This is a genomic window from Pseudomonas sp. FeN3W, from assembly GCA_030263805.2.
GTDB classification, from domain to species: domain Bacteria; phylum Pseudomonadota; class Gammaproteobacteria; order Pseudomonadales; family Pseudomonadaceae; genus Stutzerimonas; species Stutzerimonas stutzeri_G.
Map to the genome: position 1 here is coordinate 2896721 of CP136010.1, position 18733 is coordinate 2915453.

The following is an 18733-nucleotide window of genomic DNA, read 5'->3' on the forward strand; positions in this document are numbered from 1 at the left end:
CATGAGCGGCTTCAGGCCCGGGCTGCTGCCGACCCTGCTGGTGCTGGCCATGCTGCCGGTGCTGGTCTGGCTGGGCTTCTGGCAGCTGGAGCGTGGCGAGCAGAAGCGCGAGCTGCTGGAACGCCAGCAAGCCCGTCAGCAGGCCGCACCGCTGGCACCGCACGAGATCGAACGGCTGAACGATCCGGCCTTCGCCCGGGTGTTCCTGCAGGGTCGCTTCGATGCCGAACACAGCTTCCTGCTCGACAGCCGCACCCGCGACGGCCAGGTCGGCGTCGAACTGCTGCAACCCTTCCATGACGAACTCAGCGGCCGCTGGGTGATGGTCAACCGTGGCTGGATTCCCTGGCCTGATCGCCGTGTGCCGCCGGCCTTCGACACGCCGACGCAGCCATTGAAGCTGGCAGCCTGGGTCTACGTGCCGCCAGGCAAACCGTTCATCTTCAGCCACCGCACGGCCGAGGGCTGGCCGCGGCTGATCAACCATGTCGACATCGAAGCGATGTGGCGGCAGGCCGGCCGCGAAGGCGTGATCCATGAATTGCGTCTGGAGCCCGGCCCCAGTGCCTACCGCGCCGACTGGGCGATCACCAGCATGCGTCCGTCGCAGCATCTGGGCTACGCCGTGCAGTGGTTTGCCATGGCGGCCGCCCTGCTGGCGCTGTTCATCTACTTCGGCGTGCATCAGGCACGGGAGAAGCACAGTGACGACGATGAATCCAACCCTTGCCGGCCGTGAGCCGAAACGCGGTCGTGGCCGGCTGCAACTGCTGCTGATCATCGCCGTGGTACTGGGCCCGATGCTGCTGGCCTCGGCCATGTATCGCTTCGGCTTCTGGGTGCCGCAGACCCGCAGCTACGACGGTGTGCTGATCGCCAACGGCCAGGACCGTGCCGCCATCGGCGTCACCGCGACTGACGCCGAACGGCGCTGGGAGCTGCTGGTCACCGCCCCGCAGGGCTGCGAAGCACAGTGCCAGCAGCTGGTCTATCTGGCCCGGCAGATCAATATCGGTCTGGCCCGTGAGGCCGCCCGAGCCAGCCACGCACTGGCCAGCGCGACCGCTCTGGACGAGGCCTACGAACAGCGCCTGCGCCGCGAGTATCCGCAATTGCAACGCCACGACCTCGACGCCAACGTGTATGCCCGCAACTCCGAAGCACCGGCCACGCCGCAGTTATGGATCGTCGATCCGCACGGCAATCTGGTGCTGCGTTACGACGCCAAAGCCGACGGCAAGGCGATCCTCGATGACCTGAAATACCTGCTGAAGATCTCGCAGATCGGCTGACGCACTCTGCCGCTTCGCTGGGGTCCCAAACTGGCCGCCCAAGGAGAAACCAATGGCCAAACCCGGATACCGTCTCGCCCTGATCGCCACGCTGCTGGCGGTGGTGGTCGTGCTGCTCGGTGCCTATACGCGGCTGACCCACGCCGGCCTCGGCTGCCCGGACTGGCCCGGCTGCTACGGTTTTCTCGCCGTGCCGATGAGCGAACACAAGCAGAACCTCGCCGCATTGCGCTTTCCCGATGCACCGCTGGAGGTGCGCAAGGGCTGGAATGAGATGGTCCATCGCTATTTCGCCGGCGCCCTCGGGCTGGTGATCCTCGCCCTCGCCGTGCAGGCGATACGCCGTCGTGGCCAACCCGGGCAGCCACTCAAGTTGCCGCTGCTGTTGCTCGCGGTGGTCATCGCCCAGGCGATCTTCGGCATGTGGACGGTGACCCTGCAACTCTGGCCGCAGGTGGTCACTGCGCACCTGCTCGGGGGTTTCACTACGCTCAGTCTGCTGTTTCTGCTGTGCCTGCGGCTCTCCGGCGCACTTGCTCCCTTGCCGGCCGTGGACGGTCGTCTGCGCAGATTCGCCGGCATCGCCCTGCTCGCGGTGGTGGCGCAGATCACCCTGGGCGGTTGGGTCAGCAGCAACTATGCGGCGGTGGCCTGCACCGATTTCCCCACCTGCCACGGCGAATGGTGGCCGCGGATGGACTTCGCCAACGCCTTCAACCTGACCCACCACGACATCGGCCCGAACTACCTCGGCGGCTTGCTCTACGGCGAAGCGCGCACCGCCATCCATCTCACCCACCGAATCGGCGCGCTGTGCGTGACGCTGCTGTTGCTGGCGCTGGCAGCCATGCTCTGGCGTCGCAGCCTCGGCCGGCTGGCCGGGCTGCTCGTCGCCGCGCTGGCGCTGCAGGTCGGCCTGGGCATCAGCAACGTGCTGCTCAACCTGCCACTGGCGGTCGCCGTGGCGCACAACGGCGGCGGTGCCGCGTTGCTGCTGGTGTTGGTGCTGATCAACTACCGGCTGCGCCGGCCCGCGCATGCGACTCGGCAGAGCGCGACAGCGACGATTTCGAACACGACGGGGCAGCTCGATCTGCCCCGCGCATGACCACAAGGAGAACCCCCATGGCGACTCTACTCAGCGAACGCGACGCCCAGGCCAGCTGGCGCGACTACCTGGAGCTGACCAAGCCGAAGGTGGTGCTGCTGATGCTCATCACCTCGCTGGTGGGCATGTTCCTCGCCACCCGCGCCGGCGTGCCGTGGACGGTGCTGCTGTTCGGCAACCTGGGCATCGCCCTGTGTGCCGGCGGTGCGGCGGCGGTGAACCATGTGGTGGACCGGCAGATCGATTCGGTGATGGCCCGCACCCACAAGCGGCCCTTGGCCGAAGGCCGGGTCTCGCCAGCGGCGGCACTGACCTTCGCTTTCGTCCTCGGCGTCAGCGGGCTGGCCCTGCTGCTGACCTTCACCAATGTCCTCGCCGCCTGGCTGACGCTGGCCTCGCTGATCGGTTACGCGGTGATCTATACCGGCTTTCTCAAGCGCGCCACGCCGCAGAACATCGTCATCGGCGGCCTGGCCGGCGCCGCGCCGCCGCTGCTCGGCTGGGTCGCGGTAACCGGCCAGGTTACCGCCGAACCGCTGCTGCTGGTGCTGATCATCTTCGCCTGGACGCCGCCGCACTTCTGGGCGCTGGCCATTCACCGCAAGGACGAGTACGCCAAGGTCAACGTGCCGATGCTGCCGGTGACCCACGGCGTGCACTACACCAAGGTGCATATCCTGCTCTACACGGTGATGCTGCTGGCGGTCAGCTTCATGCCCTTCGCCATTCACATGAGCGGCCCGCTGTACCTCGCCGCCGCGGCATTGCTGGGTGCGCGCTTCCTCTACTGGACCATCGCGCTGTACCGCGACAGCCGGCCACATGCGGCAATCAAGACGTTCAAATTCAGCATCTGGTACCTGTTCGCGCTGTTCATCGCGCTGCTGGTTGATCATTATCTGCTGCTCGATTTCTGAGCCATCGATCAAGGACACCCATGACCCGCATCCAGAAAACCGTCTTCATTCTCGTGGCGCTGATCGCGCTGGTCGTCGGGCTGACGGTTTCCAAGGTGCTCAACAGCCAGCGCCAGCTCGACCCCACCCAGCTGCTGGATGCCGGCATCGTCCTGCTGCCGCAGAGCCGCACGGTGCCGTCGCTGAGCCTGACGGATCAGGACGGCGAAGCGGTAAAAGTGGACGAGCTGGGCGGGCAGTGGACGCTGCTGTTCTTCGGCTACACCTTCTGCCCGGATATCTGCCCCACCACCCTGGCCGAGTTGCGCCAGCTCAACGGCATGCTGCCTGACGCCGTGCGCGACCAGCTGCGCATCATCCTCGTCAGCGTCGATCCGAATCGCGACACGCCCGCGCAGCTCAAGGAGTATCTGGGCTATTTCAACGCCGGCTTCCAGGGCCTGACCGGCCCACTGGACAACATTCAGACCCTGGCCAACGGCGTCGGCATTCCCTTCATTCCGGGCGATACCAGCAAGGAAAACTACACCGTCGACCACAGCGGCAACCTTGTGCTGATCGGCCCGGACGGTCGCCAGCGCGGCTTTATCCGCTCGCCTTTGCGGGTGCAGAAACTGGCCGAGCAACTACCTGAGCTGGTCAACCGGGCGGAGTGAGGATGGCGCTCCCGCCTGCGTGGCTCGTTTCGTTTGCAGCGTACGAACCAAATCTGGCATTGGGCTTGATCGCTCGCCCCTCACCCTAGCCCTCTCCCCAAAGGGGCGAGGGGACTGTTCGGCGATGGCTCAGACGCTGGCGGACCAATCCCCGGCCTAGCGAGCGGCAGGCCTAATCCGTCAGCACCTCGCACAACAACCATCCATGCCCACACAGACACTGAGCACTGCCGCAGTACTCACATACCTCTCAGAACCACCCCCTAGCCCCTCTGGGGAGAGGGCTGGGGCGCCCGGCATAGCGGTGAGGGGATGATCCTCGATTCAACTCATGACCATTATCGCTCGCCAACCGAACTAACCCGACGCCGCGCGTCTCCTGCGCGGTTCACGTAGCGCCGCGCTGATGCGTGCCCGTCGCTTGCGCCACCAGATCACCACTCCGGTGACCGACAGCACCGCGATCGCCACGCCCAGCACGGCAATGAGGATGCGCCCCGGCAAACCCAGAATACGCCCGCCGTGGATCGCCGGCTGCAGTAGGTGAAACTGCTGCCCCAGCGTGCCCTGGCCGGGAATCTCCTGACCGAGCAGGCGCCCGTCGGTGCCATGGAAGAACAGCCAGGCGTTGCCCTGATTGCTGTCGTGCTCGCCGAAGCCGGCACCGTAGAAGTTGTACTCGAAACTGTAGTAAAGCTCGGTGATCGCTTCAGTCAGGCCGAGCTCGGTGGCGTGCTGCATGGCGTAGTCATATGCCTGGTGGAAGTCGTAGGCGGTGGTGCCCAGCTGCTCGGCCGGCATCCGCCCACGGGCCTCGTAGACGCTCGGCTCAACGGGCGAGAACAGTGAAACCACCGGCTTGAACACCTGCTCCGGCAGGTTCATCGCCACGCTGCTGACCGCCACCGGCGTGAGCAGCAGCCACAGCCACAGGCCACCGGCGCGGTGCACGTCGTGGTTCATGCGCTGACGCTTGATCTTCCAGGCCGTCCACCACTTGGAAAGGAAAGGCCGGCCACGAGGAAAGGTCAGCACCAGCGAGACGAAGCAATCGATCACCCAGGCGATCGCCACGATGCCCATCAACCACAGCCCCCAGTTGCCGGGCAACGACAGGTTGTAGTGGAACTCGAGGATGAAGGGCACGAAGTTCTTGCGCGAGAAGCAGCATTCGCCCCAGTAGCGCGTACCCACCGGCTCGCCGGTCACCGCGTCGATGTACTGCACCACCGGCCGCTCGTCATAAGGTTTGCCGGTGACCGGATCGTTATGCGGCACCAGCGCCATCAAAGCGGCGTGCCCGGGCTCGCTGGGAAATTCCATGTACCAGACCTGCATGCGCGGGTTGGCCTGCTCGACGCGTTCCACCAGCGTTCCTGGCGCCAGCACCGGACCCTCGCTGGTGGTGTGGTAGAACTCCGGGTTGAGCCATTCGTCCAGCTCGTGATGGAAGGCCAGGATGCTGCCGGTGATACCGGCGAGGAACAGGAAGATCGCCGTGGCCAGGCCGATGTAGCGGTGCAAGAGCACGAGAATGGAACGCATCGTCGGTCGTCCGTCTTTCAGAAAGCACAAAGCCGCCGGCCCTGTGAGGCCGGCGGCTGGTTTGTTGATCAGAACTGATACGTGATGGTCGCCACGACATTGCGCTCTGCACCCAGATAGCACGAGGAGGCGTTGTAGCAGGACGCCACGTAGTACTCATCGGTCAGGTTGTTGGCGTTGAGTCGAAGCGATGTGCCGTTCAGCCCCACTCGGCTGAGGTCATAGCCGATGGAGGCATCGAATAGGGTGTAGGACGGCACTTTGAAATCATGGGCGTCGTTGCCCCAGCTGTAACCGACATAACGCGCGCCACCGCCAATGTTCAAGCCCGCCAGCAGCCCATCGGCGAAATTGTAGTCAGCCCACAGGCTCGCCATGCGTTCAGGCGTTTGATATGGGGTATTGCCTTTTGCGTCGACAACCCCACCGGCAGAGTTATAGGCGTAATAACTTTTGCTGTACTCCACATCGTTCAGCGTGACGCTGCCGAGCAAGCGCAAGTTTTTGGTAACACTCACCCGAGCCTCAAGCTCAACCCCTCGCGACTTCATGCCACCGACACCCTTATAGAAGTTATCGGTGACCAGACTGTTCTCCTTGGCGAACAGGTTTTCCATGTCGATCGTGAAGAACGATAGGGTATACAGGTCGTCACTGCCGACCGGCTGGTACTTCACGCCGGTTTCCCACTGCTTGCCTGTAGTCGGCTCCAGTATCTGAGCGCCACTGGAGTAGTTGGACGTCGGATTGAACGATGTCGAATAACTCAGGTAGGGAGAAATGCCGTTTTCGAACGCATAGAGCACTCCTACATGGCCGCTGAGTTTCTCGCCCTGATTCGCATCCTTGCCGCTGATGGAATCATCGATCGATACGTCGTACCAATCCTGGCGCAACCCTGCTGAGAGATTCCAATTACCCAGCTCCACCAGATCCTGAATGTAGAGACCGGCTTGCTTTTGCCGGCGCAACGCATCCGCTGTAGCAAACGGCGATAACGCAAAGGATGGATAGCCTGAACTGCCAGTATCAAGAGTTGGCACTGTGCCGGGCGTTCTAGGGTCGTAAACAGAGCGGTCCGCGTCGTTGAAAATCTTGTTTTTCGTATATTGGTAATCCAGACCTACAACAACGGTATGAAGGGCGGAACCGGTAGCGAATTCAGCTTGCAGCATATTGTCGACGATCCAGGCATGCAGGCTTTCCTCTCCTCCGCTGAACCCGCGATAAAGCTCGTTACTATCAGTGGGTACCCAGTAATAATCACTTTGCCAGACCTGGCTGTTCTCCACCTCTGCATCCAGATAACGGAAGTTCTGCCGCGCACTCCATACATCATTGAAACGATGCTGGAACTCGTAACCAACCATGGTTTGCGTACGCTTGAACTCTTCGATATCTGGGTCGCCTTCGAAGAAGCTGCCGGACAAACGACGGCCATTCCGTTTTCCCAACGTTCCGGAAGCCGGCAAACTTCCGTGATATCCCCCATTGGGGTCGTGCTGAAGATATGCATATAGGTTTAGGTTGGTGTCCTCGCTGAGGTTCAGCGTGAGACTGGGCATCAGCGTGTAGCGGGTTTCTTCGACATAGTCGACCTGACTATCGGCGTCTTTCGCCACCCCGACCACGCGATAGGCAATATTCTCGTTCAGCGGTCCGGTGACATCGAAGCCGAGGCTCTTGTAGTCATTGCTGCCGTAAGACAGATCTATGCGAGCAGCCTCGGTGAACTGGGGTCGCTTGGTCGTTAGCGACGCCAGCCCACCGGGATTGCTGCGACCATACAGAACAGACGACGGCCCCTTGAGCACGTCGATACGCTCGATGAAATAGGGGTCGATCTGCAGGCTGCTGTAAGAGCCTGGGTCACCCATGGACTTCAAGCCGTCGATGATGATGTTGTCGACCGAGCCATCATTGATCCCCCGCATCGCCAAGTAGTCGTAGCGCCGCGTGTTGCCATAGGGGTTGCTAAGTACACCTGGTGTGTAACGCACGGCTTCAGCAACCGTCATCGAGCCCTGCTTGTCGATCTGCTCACGAGTAACCACGGAAACACTTTGCGAGGTGCGCACCAACGGCATGCTCGTCTTGGTCGCCACGCTGCTGTGGGTCGCGTTGTAGCCGTCCATCGAGCCCAGTGCGTTGCCTAGGGCGAAGCCTTCGACGGTCATCGGTTGCAGCTCGACGGCATCGCTCTGTGCCGTGCGGCGAGTCAGCGAATAGTTGCCCTGGCTGTCGCGTACGGCCTGCAGGCCGCTGCCCTGCAGCAGCGCAGCGAAGCCCTCGTCGACCCCGTACTGCCCTTGCAGGCCGTTGCTGTCCAGGCCCTGCAGCAGGCTGCCATCGACCGAGAGCAGCACACCTGCCTCACCGGCGAAACGGCTCAGTGCGCTCGATAGCGGGCCGGCGGGAATGTCGTAGCTGCGTACCGCCTGCTGGGTCGCAGACTGCGCCACAGCAGCGCCGGGCACGACGCTGGCCAGCGGCAGACACAGCAGCGCGGCACGAATGCCGAGTGCCAGGGCGCGGGAGCGATTGGGAATGAACGGCAAGGCGGTCGAGCGCATGGGTGTTCCTGTTCGAGTGACGGATTTAGCCCTATGCCCAGCCAGATCGAAGAAGGGGAACTACAGATGCGAATATTTTTTATTCGTGTCCGCAACGAGCTACGCGCCACCTCGTGCCGCGGCAGGTTCGAGGCTGACCCACCAGGCCATGCGCCGCTCGATACGCACCGGCAGCGTCGCCGCCAGCGCATCCAGCACACGCTCGGTGTCACCGAGGGGAAAGGCGCCGACCACGCGCAGATCGGCGATACGCGGATCGCAACCGAGATAGCCGTGTCGATAGCGCGACAGCTCGACGAGAAAATCCTCCAGGCGCTGGTTGTCCGCCAGTAACACGCCGCTCGCCCAGGCCTGATGCTCGGCGCGTGCCGCCGACAGGGGCGCGATATGGCGGCGACCGAAATCGGTTTGCTGCCCGGCCGCCACACGGGTGGTGCCGAAACCATCCAGCTGGATATCCACAACGCCGGCGAACACGCTCAGCCGGGTATGGCCATCTTCCTGGCGCAGCGAGAAACGCGCGGCCTGCTCGCTGCGCACGCGGCCTTCACGGCTGGTCAGCAGCAACGGCCGCCCGCTTCGACTGAGCGAGGCATCGACCAGCAGCTCGCCACGGTAAAGGGCCAGCCTGCGCGCGGTCGTGTCATCGGCAATATCCACTGCGGTATCGGTGTTCAGCCAGAGCCGCGAGCCATCGGCCAGACGCAGATCACGAACTTCACCGACCGCGGTCCGCTCATCGGCCGCCCACTGTCGCCAGGGCAGCGATCCGCCGGCCAGGCTCAGGGCCGCACCACCACAAAGCACGGATAGCACCTTCAGTGCCTGGCGGCGATTCGATTGGCGGCTGTGCAACATCGCGCCGGCGGTGCGCCCGACGGCATCGTCGGCCAGCGGCTGGAACTGACCGCTTATGCGCTCGACCTTGGCCCACGCACGGGCATGTTCCGGCTGTTCCAGCCACGCGCTCCAGGCTTGGCGCTCGCCAGCGCTGGCCGCGCCGGACTGCAACACGGCAAACCACTTCGCCGCTTCCTGCAGCACGCGGTAATCGGTACCCATCAGTCCTCCGCCACCAGCAGCAGGCAATGCAGCATGGCCTGAGCCATGTACTTCTTCACCATCCGCTCGGAAACACCGAGTTCGACGGCGATTGCAGCGTAGGTCATGCCCTGCAGCTGCGACATGAGAAAGGCGCTGCGCACCTTTGACGGCAGCTGAGCCAGCATGGCGTCGACCTGCAGCAAGGTTTCGACGATCAGCGCCTGGGATTCCGGCGACGGTGCAACCGGCTCGGGTTGCAGTGCCAGTGCATCGAGATAGGCCTGCTCGATCTGCCGACGCCGCCAATGGTTGATCAACAGGCCCTTGGCGATGGTATGCAGGTAAGCCCTGGGTTCGCGGATGGCCCTCATGTCCTGATCCTTGGTCATCACCCGCACGAAGGTATCCTGTGCGAGATCGGCGGCCCGCTGATTGCAGCCCAGCTGGCGCCGCAGCCAGCCGTTCAGCCAGCCGTGATGGTCGGCATAGAGCCGATGCAGCATCTGCTGCCGAACCATACCTTCAGTTGCCATGCGGCCTCCCATGAGCGCTGCAGGCGCTAATGCTAACGCTTCTCAACAACATAAATCCATCGGCAATCGCTGTCGCGTTCTTTGCTGTCCGCTGCCCGTTCGGGCACGGTGCGGAAAAGCTCGACTAGGCTGAAGGAACAAAACCCATCTCCGGAGCCACGCTCATGACCCAACTGCCACGTCTGGCCGCTTTCGCGCTTCTCTCCCTGACGCTGATGCCCGCCCATGCGCAGCAGATCCTGCCGGGCCTCTGGGAATTCAGCAGCGGCGATATACAGGTGGACGGCCAACAGATGCCGGGCATGGACGCGATGCTGGCGCAGATGGAGAACCTGCCCGCCGATCAACGCCGGATGATGGAGGAAATGCTGGCCGCGCAAGGCGTCAAGCTTGGCGGCAAGGGTGTGCAGATCTGTCTGAGCAAGGCCCAGGTGGAGTCCGATGAATTGCCCTTTCAGGATGATCCGGCCTGTACCCAGGAGATCACCGAGCGTGGCGACAAGCTGTGGAAATTCCGTTTCGAGTGCCCTGATGCGCGAGGTCAGGGTGAGACGCGCTTCATTAGCGACAAGGAATTCGTCAGCACCGTGGAGAGCCAATACCGCCAGGGCACTGAAACCGGAACGTCACGAATCGAATCCCACGCGCGCTGGATAGCGGACGATTGCGGCGCATTGAAACCGGCTCGGTAGAAGGCAACCGGGAAATCCAGCCGAGGTTCCACGTGAAACCCCTATGGCTGCTGGGCTGGCGTCAGTTCTTCTCCCAGCGGCCCTGGTTGTTCTGTTCGCAGGCGGGCTGGAGAAAGCGCGCATCACTGGCGATGCCGTAATAGTGGATGTCCTGCCGGTACGGCATGTTCGACACCTGCGCGTTGCGGCAGACACCGAAGGCACCGTCCGGGCAGTGGTCGACGAACTCGACTTCGACCTCGTGATCCTTCAGCTGCGGCTGACAGAAACCGGTGCGGAACAGCTCTGCGGGGATGTTGATGTTCGCCTGACAAAGCTTCACTGCCACGCGGTCGTCGTGGCTGTTAATGACGCACGCTTCGGCCATCACGTCGCCAGCGACGAGCAGGCCGCACAGGACTGTCAGCAAGAACGGTAGCCGCACGATTTCACCTCTCCGAGAACCGCCGGCGACTTTAGCATGAGCCACTGCCCCCTTTCAGACCCAGCGCAAAGTGCGCAACATAGCCGCCATGCTCGAACATATTCCGACCCATGTCATCGGCGGCCCGCTGGGCGCCGGCAAAACCAGCCTGATCCGCCATCTGCTCGATCAGAAGCCCGCCGACGAACGCTGGGCCGTACTGATCAACGAGTTCGGCCAGATCGGCCTGGACGCCGCATTGCTGACGACCGAAACAGACGATATCAGTCTGGCGGAGATCCCCGGCGGCTGTCTGTGCTGCGTCAACGGCGTGCCGTTCCAGGTCGGCCTGGCGCGCCTGCTACGCCAGGCAAAACCAGACCGCTTGCTGATCGAGCCCTCCGGCCTGGGTCATCCAGCGGAACTGCTGCGCCAGCTCGGCCAGCCGCCATGGCAGAGCGTGCTGAGCATCCAGCCGAGCGTGCTGGTGCTGGATGCCGGCGCCCTCAGCCGCGGCGAAGCCCTGCCTGACAGCCACCAGCAGGCCCTGGCGCAAGCCGGTCTGCTGTTGATGAACAAGAGTGAATCACTGGATGCACCCGGCCGAACACGACTGGCCGAGCAACTGCCCGAGCAAACACTTTACTGGACCACACAAGGCCAGCTGCCCCTGGAACGTCTTCCCGGTATCGGTGCATGCGCCAGTGAATCAGCACGCGCGCCCACCCTGCCCAGCGGTTCGGCGGCGCTGGCGCAGGTGTGGCTCGATCCGCGCCAGCCGATCTGCCAGGCTCAGACGACAGCGGAGCACTGGAGCATCGGCTGGCGCTGGCATCCGAGCCAGCGTTTCGATCTCGACCAGCTCTCGCAATGGCTGGCGCGTTGGCCCTGGCGTCGCGCCAAGCTGGTGGCCCACGGCCGCAGCGGCTGGCAATCGGCCAATGCACTGGATGGTCAGGCGCTGGTCTTCAGGAGCAGCGAGTGGCGGCGGGATTCGAGGATAGAGTTGATCTTCAGCGAGCCGCAGGCGCAGGCGGAACTGCAACAGGGCATGACCGAGTGCCGCATAGACGACTGACCCATCAATCGCGGGGGCGACGCCAGTCGTCCAGTTGAATCACCCGCCCCGGCTCGTCTGCGGGCTGGAACGGATGCGCCGCCAGTTCGATACGGCCGACTTGGGCGCCGAACATGACGATGGTGCCGGGGTGCCGCTGCTCACCGGTGACCGTGAACTCGAACCCGTAGATGCGGGCAAGCCGGCGCTGGCCGCGTGCATCCGGCAACAGGGTCAGCTTGCGAAACGCCACATTACCGTCGAGCAGTTCCACATCGAGCTTCTGGCAGTGCCGCCGCACCGCCTGCAGGGCACGCTCGCGAATGCCATGGGAATGCCAAAGCCAGGCGCCCGCGCCAGCCAGCAGCATGAACAGGAAGAGGTTGCTCAGAGTCAGCATGAAGTATTGGAAAGTGGCTGGCGGGTGCACAGCTTAACAGGCCGCCACGGCGCCGCCGTGTGGACAGCGTCGTACATCCGCTTCAGCTTTCCAGCCAGACGTCGCGTGCCCAGTGCCAGACCGTCTCCCAGGTTTCCTGGGTCAGCTCGCAGTCATCGCCGTCCCACAGGGTTACTTCGCCTTCCAGGTCGACCACATAGTAGTCACGCCCGTCCTGGCAGATCGGAATCAGATCGCGTGGCACGCCAGCATCCCAGGCATTGGCGGCGACTTCCGGCAGGTAGGTGTGCGACTGCGGATCGGTGGCGGTGACCGGCTCCAGGCGCCCGTAGATCACATCGCTGACCTGGAGCAGGAACTCGCGCAGGCCGAACGGCAGGTTGATCAACAGCTGTTCCTCGATCTCCACCAGCAGATCGTCGTCGGGCAGTTCCAGCGGCACCGGCACCGGCTCGTTGAGCTCGCGCAGCTGTTCGATGACTTCTTCCATATCCACCTCCTGTCGTATGCCCCCAGGCAAGGTCCCGTTTATACAGTCCGCCGGATTGGCGAGCCAGTGCTGTCGCGTTAAAGTGCATGGCCTAGCGAATCATTCGATTAAGTCATTCACGGCGACTCGCCCGACTCAATCCGCACAATTGCAGACATTAGGTAGCAATTTGCATTGGTGCCTGCCAGCCGCATCTGGTCCACTCGGACCTGAACAAGGACACACAATGACCACTACCGAAGCCCAGGAATTGCTCCAGGCCATTGACCGATGCGCCAACGAGCCGATCCACATCCCCGGTAGCATCCAGCCTCACGGTTTCCTGCTGGTGGTCAGCGAGCCCGAGCTGCGCGTGCAGCAGGTCAGTGAAAACGTTCAGCACTGGCTCGGAATCGACGCCCGCTCGCTGCTCGGCCAGCCACTGTCGAACCTGCTGCCCACCGCACGCATCGAAGCCGGTCTAACGGCTCTGAGCGAAGACGACCACAACCCCTTCCATCTGAGCGATGTGAGCATCGGTCTCACCGGTGTCGCCGGCCAGGCGTTCGCCCTGCTCGGCCATCGCCATCGCGGGCAGCTGATCCTCGAATTCGAACGCGCGGAAACCTCCGGCCAGGCCTACGACACCCTCTACCCGCTGATGCGCACCTTCGTCGCCCAGCTGCAGGACAGCCGCGAGCTCGAAGCGCTCTGCCAACTGGCGGTTCGGGAGGTCAAGCGCATCGCCGGCTTCGGCCGCGTCAAGGCTTATCGCTTCGATGCCGACGACAACGGCGTGGTACTGGCAGAGGTCGCCGACCCCGGCTATCCGAGCTATCTCGGACTGTGTTTCCCGGCCGCCGACATCCCACAGCAAGCGCGCCGGCTGTATCGCGAGAACCTGATCCGGGTGATTCAGGACGCCAACTACCAACCCTCGCCGCTGGTGCCGGCGCTCAATCCGGACTCCGGCGCACCGCTGGACCTGAGCTTCGCCGCATTGCGCAGCGTTTCCCCGGTGCATCTGCAGTACATGCGCAACATGGGCACGCTGGCATCGATGTCGATCTCCATCGTCATCCGCGACCGCCTCTGGGGACTGATTTCCTGCCACGATGCCGAACCACGAGCGGTCACTTACCAGACGCGCACTGCCTGCGAGCTGCTCGGCCGCATCCTCTCGCTGCAGATCGAGGCGCGGGAAAGCGAGATTCTCGCGCAACGCAAGCTGGAACTGCGTCACCAGATCGTCCACCTGCTCGCGGCGATGGCCGATCGCGACAGCGTGGTCGAGGGTTTTCGTAACCTCCCCGAGGTGGTGCTGGGATTCGCCGGCGCCAGCGGCGCGGCGATCATCTCCGCGGACAAGTGCGAGACCGTCGGCGACACACCGGATCATGAGCAGCTCCTGCAGCTGGCGCAGTGGCTGGGTGAACGGCGCGACGAGCTGGTCTTTTACAGTGACTGCATCAGCCGCGACATTCCCGACATGCCGGTGCTCGCCAAGCACTGCGCCGGGGTCATGGCCATCTCCATCTCGCGCCTGCACGCGCACTATCTGATCTGGTTTCGCCACGAACAGATCAAGACCGTCAACTGGGCCGGGCAGCCGGAAAAGCAGATCGACCGTCAGAGCGGCGCGCTCAGTCCGCGGCACAGCTTCGAACGATGGCAGGAAACCCTGCGCGGTTATGCTCAGCCCTGGGATCAGGTGGTGATCGAAGGCGCGCTGGAATTGCGCAACGCGGTACTCGGCATCGTCTTGCGTAAAGCCGAGGAGATGGCCCAGCTGGCCGGCGAGCTGCGCGCCAGCAACAAGGAGCTGGAGGCCTTCTCCTACAGCGTTTCCCACGACCTGCGCGCGCCGCTGCGGCATATCGCCGGCTACACCGAGCTGCTCAGCGAGATGGAAAGCAAGCAGCTGAGCGAACGCGGGATTCGCTTTCTCGACAACATCGCCGACGCTGCACGCTTTGCCGGCACGCTGGTGGACAACCTGCTGAGCTTCTCGCAGATGGGCCGTTCGGCATTGCGGCTGTCGGATGTCGACCTCGGTGCGCTGGTCGCCTCGATCCGCGAAGAGCTGGCCCCCGACTGCGAAGATCGCCAGATCGAATGGCACCTGTTGCCGATGCCGATCGTCGTCGCCGATGCCGCCTTCATTCATATGGTGCTGCGCAACCTGATCGACAACGCGGTCAAGTACAGCCGCACCCGTGAGGTGGCCGTCATCGAAGTGGGCGCCGAGCAGCGCGCCGGCGAGGTGGTGATCTACGTGCGTGACAACGGCGTCGGCTTCGACATGCAGTACTCGAGCAAGCTGTTCGGCGTGTTCCAGCGCTTGCACCGTATGGAGGAATTCGAAGGCACCGGCATCGGCCTGGCGAGCGTGCGCCGCATCATCGAGCGCCACGATGGCCAGGTCTGGGCCGAAGGCCAGCTGGACAAGGGCGCCACGTTCTACTTCTCACTCCCCAAACTGTCCTACACATCGCCCCTCCTGGACCGAGACATCTGATGCTCAAACCGATACTGCTGGTCGAAGACAATCCCCACGACCTGGAACTCACGCTGATCGCGCTGGAGCGCAGCCAGCTGGCCAATGAAGTGGTGATCATGCGTGACGGTGCCGAGGCGCTGAGCTATCTGCAGCGCACCGGCGCCTACGCCGATCGCGCCGATGGCAATCCGGCAGTGCTGCTGCTGGACCTGAAACTGCCCAAGGTCGACGGCCTGGAAGTGCTCAAGACCGTACGTGAGACCGCCGAGTTGCGCAGCATTCCGGTGGTCATGCTGACCTCCTCGCGGGAGGAACCCGACCTGATGAAAGCCTACGAGCTCGGGGTGAACGCTTACGTCGTCAAACCGGTCGAATTCAAAGATTTTGTCGCCGCAATCTCCGACCTCGGCATCTTCTGGGCCGTGCTCAACGAGCCGCCACCCGGTTCGCTGCGACTCAAACGCGCGCGCAACAAAGACGAAAAGAACTGAACGAGCATTGCCAGCCCGCGCCTGGCGTGCCGTTTCAATGATTCGTGCTTCCTCGACAGGATGGATATGCCAGCGTCAAAGAACATCAGCGTCCTGTTCATCGAGGACAGCCCGCACGACGCCGAACTCGCCCAGCTGGCGCTGGAGCGCAGTGGCTACACCCTGCACACCGAACTGGTCTACAGCCATGCCGGCGTGGTGGAAGCACTGCAGCGGCGCGCCTTCGACCTGATCCTGGCGGACTTCATTCTGCCAGGCTTCTCCGGCAGCCAGGCCCTGCAGGAAGCACGCCGGCTGGCGCCACAGACCCCCTTCATCTTCCTCTCCGGCGTGTTCGGCGAGGAGCACGCGGTCAACATGATGCGCTCCGGCGCCGTCGACTACGTGCTCAAGCAGAACCTCGGCTTTCTGCCCAAGGCCGTGGAGCGGGCACTGGCCGAAGTCGACGAACGGCGCCGCCGCCTGCAGGCCGAACAGGCCTTGCGCGAGGTCGAGGTGCGCGCGCGCCTGGCCATCGATGCGGCACGCCTGGGCATGTGGGACTACGAACCGCAGAGTGGCACGCTGATCTGGGATCAGCGCTGCCGGGCCATGCTCGGTATCGGCGCGCAGGACCCGGTGGACATGCCGCTGTTCGAACGGCTCTGCCACCCGGAAGACCGCGAGCGGATACGCGAGGAGATCGCCCGCGCCATCGCCGGCGAAGACGGCGGTGAGTACTGCATCACCTACCGCGTGCTTTTCGATGACGACAGCCTGCGCTGGATGGAAACCCGCGGCCAGGCCTTCTTCGAAGGCGAGCAGTGCTCGCGCTTCGTCGGCGTGATGATGGACATCACCGAACAACAGCTGGCGACCCAGACCCTCAGGCAGATGAACGAAACCCTGGGCGAGCGCGTGCAGGAGCGCACCCGCGAACGTGACCGCACCTGGGAGTTGTCCCGCGACCTGCTGGCGGTCACCCACCTGGACATGATGCCGGTCGCGCTCAATCCCATCTGGGAAGACGCCTTCGGTTGGCCGCTGGAACAGCTCATGCAGCACCCGCTGAGCTGGCTGGTGCATCCCGACGATCTGCAGGCGACCCAGGAAGAAAATGCCCGTGTCGGCCAAGGCAAGGTCACCAACCGTTTCGTCAATCGCATGCGCCATCGCGATGGCAGCTATCGCTGGCTGTCCTGGTCGGTGGTCGCCGATGACGGACGCATCTACTCGGCGGCGCGGGACATCACCAGCGAAATCGCCGCGGTCGACAAACTGGCCGAGGCCAACCGCGAGCTGCGCGCGCAAATCCAGGAGCGCGAACGCGTCGAGGCCACGCTGCAGCAGATGCAGCGTCTGGAAGCCGTCGGCCAGCTGACCGCCGGCGTCGCCCATGACTTCAACAACCTGCTGACGGTCATCCTCACCAGCGCCAGCTTTCTGCAGAGCGATCTCGAACAGGGCGCCCCGGCAGAGCGTAGCTTGCGGCGTCTGCAGTACATCCGCGAATCCGGCGAGCGCGGTGCCACGTTGACCAGTCAGCTGCTCGCCTTCGCCCGGCGCCAGCAGCTCACGCCGGCGGCGATCGACCTCAACGACACCCTGGTCAGCCTGCTCAGCCTGCTGAAGAGCACCCTCGGCGGCAGCGTCAGCATCGAGACCGACACCCAGGCCAACATCTGGCACGCGCTGGTGGACCCGACCCAGATCGAGATGATCATCCTCAATCTGGCGATCAATGCTCGCGATGCCATGGGTGACAGCGGGCGACTGACGCTGGGCACGCGCAATGTGGTGGTCAGCGAGGCGGCACTGCGCGCCGAAGACCCCGGCCCAGGCGAGTACGTGGTGCTGTCGGTGACCGATACCGGCACCGGCATGAGCGAGGAAGTGCTGAGCAAGGCGTTCGAGCCCTTCTTCACCACCAAGGAAGTCGGCAAAGGCTCGGGCCTCGGCCTGGCGCAGGTTTTCGGTTTCGCCAAGCAATCCGGTGGCGGTGCCCGTATCGAAAGCCGCGAGGGCGTCGGCACCACGGTCAAGGTATTCCTGCCCCGCACCGCGGCTCCGCAGCAGCAGGAGCCGACCGTGGCTGTGAGTGCCGGCAGCCGCGAAGACAATGCGCAACACAGCATCCTGCTGGTGGACGACGATCCCAGCGTGCGCGAGGTGACCGCACTGATGCTGCAGGATCTCGGCTTCGCGGTGACCGAGGCGGACAGCGGCGACCACGCCTTGCAGCTGCTGGCAGGTGATATCGAAGTCGATCTGCTGCTGGCCGATTTCGCCATGCCGGGGATGAACGGCGGCGAACTGGCCCGCGCCGTGCGCATGCGCCACCCTGAGCTGCCGGTCATTTTCGTGACCGGCTACGCCGAACTGTGCGAACTGGGCCTGGCCGGCTACTCGATCATCCAGAAGCCGTTCCGCGAGGAACAGCTGGCGAACAAAATTTACCTGGCACTCAAGGAAGGCAGCCTGACCGATGGCTGAGCTGCGTGCACGCCTCAGACAAGCCACGGCGCCGCTGCATGAACAGGTCGATGCCGCCTTCTCGAGTTTCAGCCTCGATCAGCCGGATGGCTATCGCCGCTTCCTGCGTGCCCACAGCCGGGTCCTGAGCGCCACGGAGATCGCGCTGGAGCGCGCCGGTTTCGCCGATCTGCTGGACGACTGGCCAATGCGGGTGCGCCGCCATGCCTTGTGGGCCGATCTGGCCGAGCTGGAGTGCCCGCCTCCGCCAGCGCTGTCGCTACCGTCACTGAGCGATTTCGCCAGCTGCTGGGGCGTCGCCTACGTGCTGGAAGGGTCGCGCCTGGGTGGCCGCGTACTCGCACGGCGGATACGCCAGGCCAACCCGACCGCGCCCGTTCGCTACCTCGAGCATGGTGACGTCGCCAGGCTCTGGCCAGCCTTTCTCGCCCGTCTCGAACAGGATGCCGCCAGCTGCGCCTGGGACCCGATGCTGGTCGCCGCCGAACGGACCTTCGCACTGTTCACCGAAGCTGCCGCGCTGGAACACGACTGCGAATACGTCTGAGACTTTATTTTCATCCCACATTTTTTTTGTATAG

At 63.7% G+C, this 18733-nt stretch carries 18 protein-coding genes; 11 read left to right on the forward strand and 7 right to left on the reverse strand.

Going from position 1 to position 18733, the window contains the following annotated elements; all coding sequences use genetic code 11:
- The first annotated feature begins 1 nt into the window (after position 1).
- The 5 genes from P5704_013720 to P5704_013740 are packed head-to-tail and all read left to right on the forward strand — an operon-like array spanning position 2 to position 3973.
- On the forward strand, positions 2-739 hold the full coding sequence (locus P5704_013720) for an SURF1 family protein (GenBank protein WOF77123.1): 738 nt from the start codon (positions 2-4) through the stop codon (positions 737-739).
- Positions 714-1292, forward strand: coding sequence for a hypothetical protein (locus P5704_013725; GenBank protein WOF77124.1), 579 nt, complete (start codon positions 714-716; stop codon positions 1290-1292). The genes P5704_013720 and P5704_013725 overlap by 26 nt, the downstream gene beginning before the upstream one ends.
- 52 nt (positions 1293-1344) lie before the next feature.
- A complete protein-coding gene (locus tag P5704_013730; GenBank protein ID WOF77125.1) occupies positions 1345-2400 on the forward strand; it encodes a COX15/CtaA family protein in 1056 nt (351 codons plus the stop codon).
- Between the two features lie 17 nt (positions 2401-2417).
- Positions 2418-3317, forward strand: a complete 900-nt coding sequence (gene cyoE, locus P5704_013735) for a heme o synthase (GenBank protein WOF77126.1) — start codon at positions 2418-2420, stop codon at positions 3315-3317.
- A gap of 20 nt (positions 3318-3337) precedes the next feature.
- Positions 3338-3973: an SCO family protein gene (locus P5704_013740; protein WOF77127.1), complete on the forward strand. Its 636-nt coding sequence runs from the start codon at positions 3338-3340 to the stop codon at positions 3971-3973.
- 357 nt (positions 3974-4330) lie between these two features.
- Here P5704_013740 and P5704_013745 read toward each other — a convergent pair whose 3' ends face one another.
- The 4 genes from P5704_013745 to P5704_013760 form a co-directional block, all read right to left on the reverse strand.
- Positions 4331-5518 carry a PepSY domain-containing protein gene (locus tag P5704_013745; protein WOF77128.1) on the reverse strand — a complete coding sequence of 396 codons (1188 nt, stop codon included), beginning with the start codon at positions 5516-5518 and terminating at the stop codon, positions 4331-4333.
- Positions 5519-5586: 68 nt separating this feature from the next.
- On the reverse strand, positions 5587-8091 hold the full coding sequence (locus P5704_013750; GenBank protein ID WOF77129.1) for a TonB-dependent siderophore receptor: 2505 nt from the start codon (positions 8089-8091) through the stop codon (positions 5587-5589).
- 99 nt (positions 8092-8190) lie between these two features.
- Positions 8191-9153 (reverse strand): FecR domain-containing protein, encoded by a 963-nt coding sequence (locus tag P5704_013755; protein ID WOF77130.1) that lies wholly within the window; start codon positions 9151-9153, stop codon positions 8191-8193.
- A complete protein-coding gene (locus tag P5704_013760) occupies positions 9153-9668 on the reverse strand; it encodes a sigma-70 family RNA polymerase sigma factor (protein ID WOF77131.1) in 516 nt (171 codons plus the stop codon). The genes P5704_013755 and P5704_013760 overlap by 1 nt, the downstream gene beginning before the upstream one ends.
- Positions 9669-9832: 164 nt before the next feature.
- On the opposite strand from P5704_013760, the gene P5704_013765 reads away from it, so the two are divergent.
- Complete coding sequence (locus P5704_013765; GenBank protein ID WOF77132.1) at positions 9833-10360, forward strand: DUF3617 domain-containing protein; 528 nt, start codon at positions 9833-9835, stop codon at positions 10358-10360.
- A 61-nt stretch (positions 10361-10421) separates the two neighbouring features.
- Here the strand turns inward: P5704_013765 and P5704_013770 are convergent, their stop codons facing one another.
- On the reverse strand, positions 10422-10784 hold the full coding sequence (locus P5704_013770; GenBank protein ID WOF77133.1) for an NADH:ubiquinone oxidoreductase: 363 nt from the start codon (positions 10782-10784) through the stop codon (positions 10422-10424).
- A gap of 70 nt (positions 10785-10854) precedes the next feature.
- On the opposite strand from P5704_013770, the gene P5704_013775 reads away from it, so the two are divergent.
- Complete coding sequence (locus P5704_013775) at positions 10855-11841, forward strand: CobW-like GTP-binding protein (GenBank protein ID WOF77134.1); 987 nt, start codon at positions 10855-10857, stop codon at positions 11839-11841.
- Positions 11842-11845: 4 nt separating this feature from the next.
- Here the strand turns inward: P5704_013775 and P5704_013780 are convergent, their stop codons facing one another.
- Both P5704_013780 and P5704_013785 read right to left on the reverse strand, forming a co-directional pair.
- Positions 11846-12220 carry a DUF3301 domain-containing protein gene (locus tag P5704_013780; GenBank protein ID WOF77135.1) on the reverse strand — a complete coding sequence of 125 codons (375 nt, stop codon included), beginning with the start codon at positions 12218-12220 and terminating at the stop codon, positions 11846-11848.
- 82 nt (positions 12221-12302) lie between these two features.
- Complete coding sequence (locus tag P5704_013785; GenBank protein WOF77136.1) at positions 12303-12710, reverse strand: SMI1/KNR4 family protein; 408 nt, start codon at positions 12708-12710, stop codon at positions 12303-12305.
- Between the two features lie 226 nt (positions 12711-12936).
- Between P5704_013785 and P5704_013790 the strand changes: the two genes are divergently transcribed.
- The 4 genes from P5704_013790 to P5704_013805 all read left to right on the forward strand — a co-directional run bounded on the left by P5704_013790 (position 12937) and on the right by P5704_013805 (position 18699).
- A complete protein-coding gene (locus P5704_013790) occupies positions 12937-15207 on the forward strand; it encodes an ATP-binding protein (GenBank protein WOF77137.1) in 2271 nt (756 codons plus the stop codon).
- A complete protein-coding gene (locus tag P5704_013795) occupies positions 15207-15680 on the forward strand; it encodes a response regulator (protein WOF77138.1) in 474 nt (157 codons plus the stop codon). Before P5704_013790 ends, P5704_013795 begins: the two co-directional genes overlap by 1 nt.
- A gap of 66 nt (positions 15681-15746) precedes the next feature.
- Entirely contained in the window at positions 15747-18152 is a 2406-nt protein-coding gene (locus P5704_013800) for a response regulator (protein ID WOF77139.1), read from the forward strand.
- A complete protein-coding gene (locus tag P5704_013805; GenBank protein WOF77140.1) occupies positions 18145-18699 on the forward strand; it encodes a biliverdin-producing heme oxygenase in 555 nt (184 codons plus the stop codon). Before P5704_013800 ends, P5704_013805 begins: the two co-directional genes overlap by 8 nt.
- Positions 18700-18733: the final 34 nt, after the last annotated feature.